This is a genomic window from Brevundimonas vesicularis (genome assembly GCF_900445985.1).
GTDB lineage: Bacteria > Pseudomonadota > Alphaproteobacteria > Caulobacterales > Caulobacteraceae > Brevundimonas > Brevundimonas vesicularis_D.
Window position 1 is genome coordinate 1 of record NZ_UAQP01000022.1, and the last position, 3,597, is coordinate 3,597.

Sequence of the window (3,597 nt, forward strand, 5' to 3'; positions counted from 1 at the left end):
CACGGTCGCCAGCCTATCTTTGTCCTGTATTTGGACATCGACCCCGAGCTTGTAGACGTAAACGCGCATCCGCAGAAATACGAAGTACGCTTCCGTGAAGCCGCGCTCACGCACGACTTCATCTTCAGCACCCTGCATCACAGCCTGCGCGCCGTGCGCCCTCAGCACATCAGCATCATTCCTGCCGCCCAAGAAGAGACAAAACCAAGCAGCCCTGCGACTCCTCCGCCGCCAAGCATGCGTCCGCAAAGTCTTGCATGGCAAAAAAGCAGCGACTACCATCAGGACTCGCCGCGCCCTAGCCGCCCCAGCTTGCAAGAAACGAAAAGCTACTACCAATGGGCAAGTCCCAAAACAGCGGCGCAAATAGAAACGCCGCCCCAAGAAGAAGCAGGCGACTACCCTCTGGGCTTCGCCCTAGGGCAAATCCACGGCATCTTTATTGTGGCGGAAAATCGGCAAGGCTTAGTCATTGTGGACATGCACGCCGCGCATGAACGCATCATCTATGAAAAATTCAAAGCCCAACTCCGACAAAAACGCCAAGGCAATGCACAAAAACTGCTTGTACCGCAAACGCTTGTGATTAACCCGATGCAAGAAGACCTACTCGCCGAACATGCCCAATGGCTCTGCGCGCTCGGCTACCAATGGCGGATTGAAGGCGGAGAACTGCTGATTGATAGCGTGCCGGAACTTCTGAAAAAAGCCGATAACGCCGCCATTCTCGCAGACGTGCTTAATGAACTGGCGGAATATCCGCACAGCCGCGCCATAGAACGCCTGCAAGACCAAATTCTTTCCACTATGAGTTGCCACCGTGCCATCCGCGCTCATCACAAACTCTCGCTCTCGGAAATGAACCAAGTCCTACGCGACATCGAAAACACACCCGCCGCAGGACAATGCAATCACGGTCGCCCCACATGGACGCAACTCAGCGAAGAACAACTGGGCGCGCTCTTTATGCGCGGACAATAATCCGAAAACACTAAAACAATACTGCAGAACTTCGGCGGCTAAGAAAGACAGCGATTTTCTGCTTCCAAGGCCTCGCTTCTCCGTCATGAAATCGCCGGATATAGAACTGCATGATTGATAATAAAGCAGAAAAAAAGAAAGCGAAAACAAAAAATTGTCAGTTTGCTGGGCTTATGGAACAATACACGTATGAATATACAAAATAATGATGACAATATTTTTGATGCGCAGGGCTTTCGTTACAACGTCGGCATTGTGATCATCAATGCGCGCAACGAAGTGTTCTGGGCGCGGCGTGTCGGGCAAAATGCTTGGCAATTTCCGCAAGGCGGCATGGTCGCCGGCGAATCTGCCGAACAAGCGATGTATCGCGAGTTAAACGAAGAAACGGGCTTATTGCCCGAACATGTAGAATTGCTTGCGCAAACAAAATCTTGGCTGGCATATCGTCTGCCCTTGCGTTTTCGCCGCCGTCGTCGGCAAGGCATGGTGCAATGTATCGGGCAAAAGCAGAAATGGTTTTTGCTGCGTTTGAAAGCCGCGGAAAGCATGGTGAATTTGAATGTGAACGACTCGCCGGAATTCGAGCAGTGGCAATGGGTGGATTTTTGGCGCCCTGCCTTGGAAGTGGTGCATTTTAAACGCCGTGTTTATCAGGCGGCATTGGAAGAATTGGCGGGCCTTGATGCACAATTATTGGCACGCAAACCGGATTTCTCACCGCCGCAAAGCGATAATCACGCCAAGCCGACGCCGCCTGCCGCGCAGCCTAAACGCAAAGTACCGTCTTTTGCCAAACGCCGCCGCAAATCGTTTTAAAATGAAGCCTTGAATTGCAGGTCAATTCGAGGCTTTTTGTTTAACGCGGCAATGCCGCATACATGGAGAGGTAGGATGAAAATCTTAGCAGTATGCGCCCATGGTCTGGGCAGTAGTTTTTTAATGGAAATGAATTTAAAAAAGGCATTGAAAAATCTGGGAATTGAGGCAGAAGTCGGACATTCGGATTTATCGGTAACCGGCAATGAAGATGCCGATCTGTTCGTGATGGGCGAGGATATTGCCGGCAGCAGCAGCTTAGATCCGCAAAAATCATTAAGATGAAAAATCTCGTCAGCGCAGCGGAATACGAAGAAAAACTCAAAGCCTATTTCTCTGCTCAAGGGGCTTAGCCATGCTGAAATTTATTGTCGATATTCTCAGCGAACCTTCCGTATTGGTCGGTTTGGTCGCCTTAGTAGGCTTAATCGCGCAGAAAAAATCCGCCGCCGATATGGTGCGCGGAACCACGAAAACGATTTTAGGCTTCCTCGTCTTAAGCGGCGGGGCGGGCTTGGTGGTCAGTTCTTTGAGCCCGATGGGCGCGATTATGCAGGGCAGCTTCGGCGTGCAGGGCATTATTCCCAATAATGAAGCGGTGGTATCGATGGCATTGAAATCCTTCGGCACGGGCAACCGCTTTGATTATGGCCTTCGGCATGGTGGCGAATATCTTAATCGCGCGCTTTACGCGCTTGCGATATATCTTTTTAACCGGTCACCATACCTTCTATATGGCGTGCATGATTGCCGTGATTCTCAGCGTGGCGGGCTTAAAGAGCTTTATGCTGGTTTTGGTCGGCTCGCTGTGGTTGGGCTTTGTCATGGCGTTTTTCCCTGCCATTGCGCAAAAATATATGTGCAAAATTACCGGTAGCGATGATGTCGGCTTCGGGCATTTCGGCACGGTGGGCTATGTACTGGCGGGCGCTATCGGACAATGGATCGGCAAAGGCTCGAAATCGACCGAAGAATTGAATTTACCGAAAAATTTGAGTTTCTTGCGCGACAGTTCGGTCTCGATTTCCATCACCATGGCGATTATTTATCTGATTTTGGTGATTGCCGCAGGCTCTGAATTCGTGCAAACCCAATTAAGCGCCGGCAAGAATTTCTTAGTCTTCGCCATTATCCAAGCGATTACTTTTGCCGCAGGGGTGTTCATCATTTTGCAAGGTGTGCGCCTGATTTTGGCGGAAATCGTCCCCGCCTTTACCGGCTTTTCCGAGCGCTTGGTGCCGAATGCCAAGCCTGCTTTGGATTGCCCGATTGTCTTCCCCTATGCGCCCAATGCCGTTTTAATCGGCTTTTTATCCAGTTTTGTCGGCGGTTTGGTCGGCTTGGCAATGTTGGGCATGCTCAATTGGGTATTGATTCTGCCGGGTGTGGTGCCGCATTTCTTCTGCGGCGCGACCGCAGGCGTCTTCGGCAATGCCACCGGCGGACGGCGCGGGGCGATTGTCGGCGCTTTCGTACACGGCGTTTTGATTAGCTTCTTGCCCGTTTTCCTATTGCCGGTCTTAGGCGATTTGGGCTTTGCCGCCACCACTTTCTCCGATACCGATTTCGGCGTGGTGGGCATTTTGATGGGCAAACTCGCAGGCGTGGGTGCGGTGCTGATTAGTCTTGTCATCTTTGCCATTATCGGCGGCTTGGTGGCTTATCACCGTTTAGTGCCGGAAAAAGCAATAGCGAAACATCCGCTTAAACACTTTAAGCCAAACAGGCTGCTCATGCCTGTTTGGCTCAGATTCCGAACAATCTTATATTAAGAATACTTGACGATCCTTTGAAATA

Annotated in this window: 3 protein-coding genes and 2 pseudogenes; all 5 read left to right on the plus strand. The window is 51.1% G+C overall.

What is annotated here, in order from left to right:
• A pseudogene (locus DT343_RS18375) lies at nt 1-981 on the plus strand (hypothetical protein); the annotation flags it as partial.
• A 114-nt stretch (nt 982-1,095) separates the two neighbouring features.
• Nucleotides 1,096-1,800: an RNA pyrophosphohydrolase gene (locus tag DT343_RS18380; RefSeq protein ID WP_220116851.1), complete on the plus strand. Its 705-nt coding sequence runs from the start codon at nt 1,096-1,098 to the stop codon at nt 1,798-1,800.
• Nucleotides 1,801-1,875: 75 nt separating this feature from the next.
• Nucleotides 1,876-2,085 carry a PTS sugar transporter subunit IIB gene (locus tag DT343_RS18385; protein ID WP_220116853.1) on the plus strand — a complete coding sequence of 70 codons (210 nt, stop codon included), beginning with the start codon at nt 1,876-1,878 and terminating at the stop codon, nt 2,083-2,085.
• Nucleotides 2,086-2,155: 70 nt separating this feature from the next.
• Nucleotides 2,156-2,416, plus strand: a pseudogene (locus DT343_RS18390) (PTS transporter subunit IIC); the annotation flags it as partial.
• Nucleotides 2,417-2,459: 43 nt separating this feature from the next.
• Nucleotides 2,460-3,572, plus strand: a complete 1,113-nt coding sequence (locus DT343_RS18395; protein WP_258522618.1) for a PTS ascorbate transporter subunit IIC — start codon at nt 2,460-2,462, stop codon at nt 3,570-3,572.
• The last annotated feature ends 25 nt before the right edge of the window (nt 3,573-3,597 follow it).

What these genes read in the sequence shown, in the direction of transcription:
- DT343_RS18385 (WP_220116853.1), top strand. Translation starts at nt 1,876, where the DNA reads ATGAAAATCTTAGCAGTATGCGCCCATGGTCTGGGCAGTAGTTTTTTA.
- DT343_RS18395 (WP_258522618.1), top strand. Translation starts at nt 2,460, where the DNA reads ATGGTGGCGAATATCTTAATCGCGCGCTTTACGCGCTTGCGATATATC.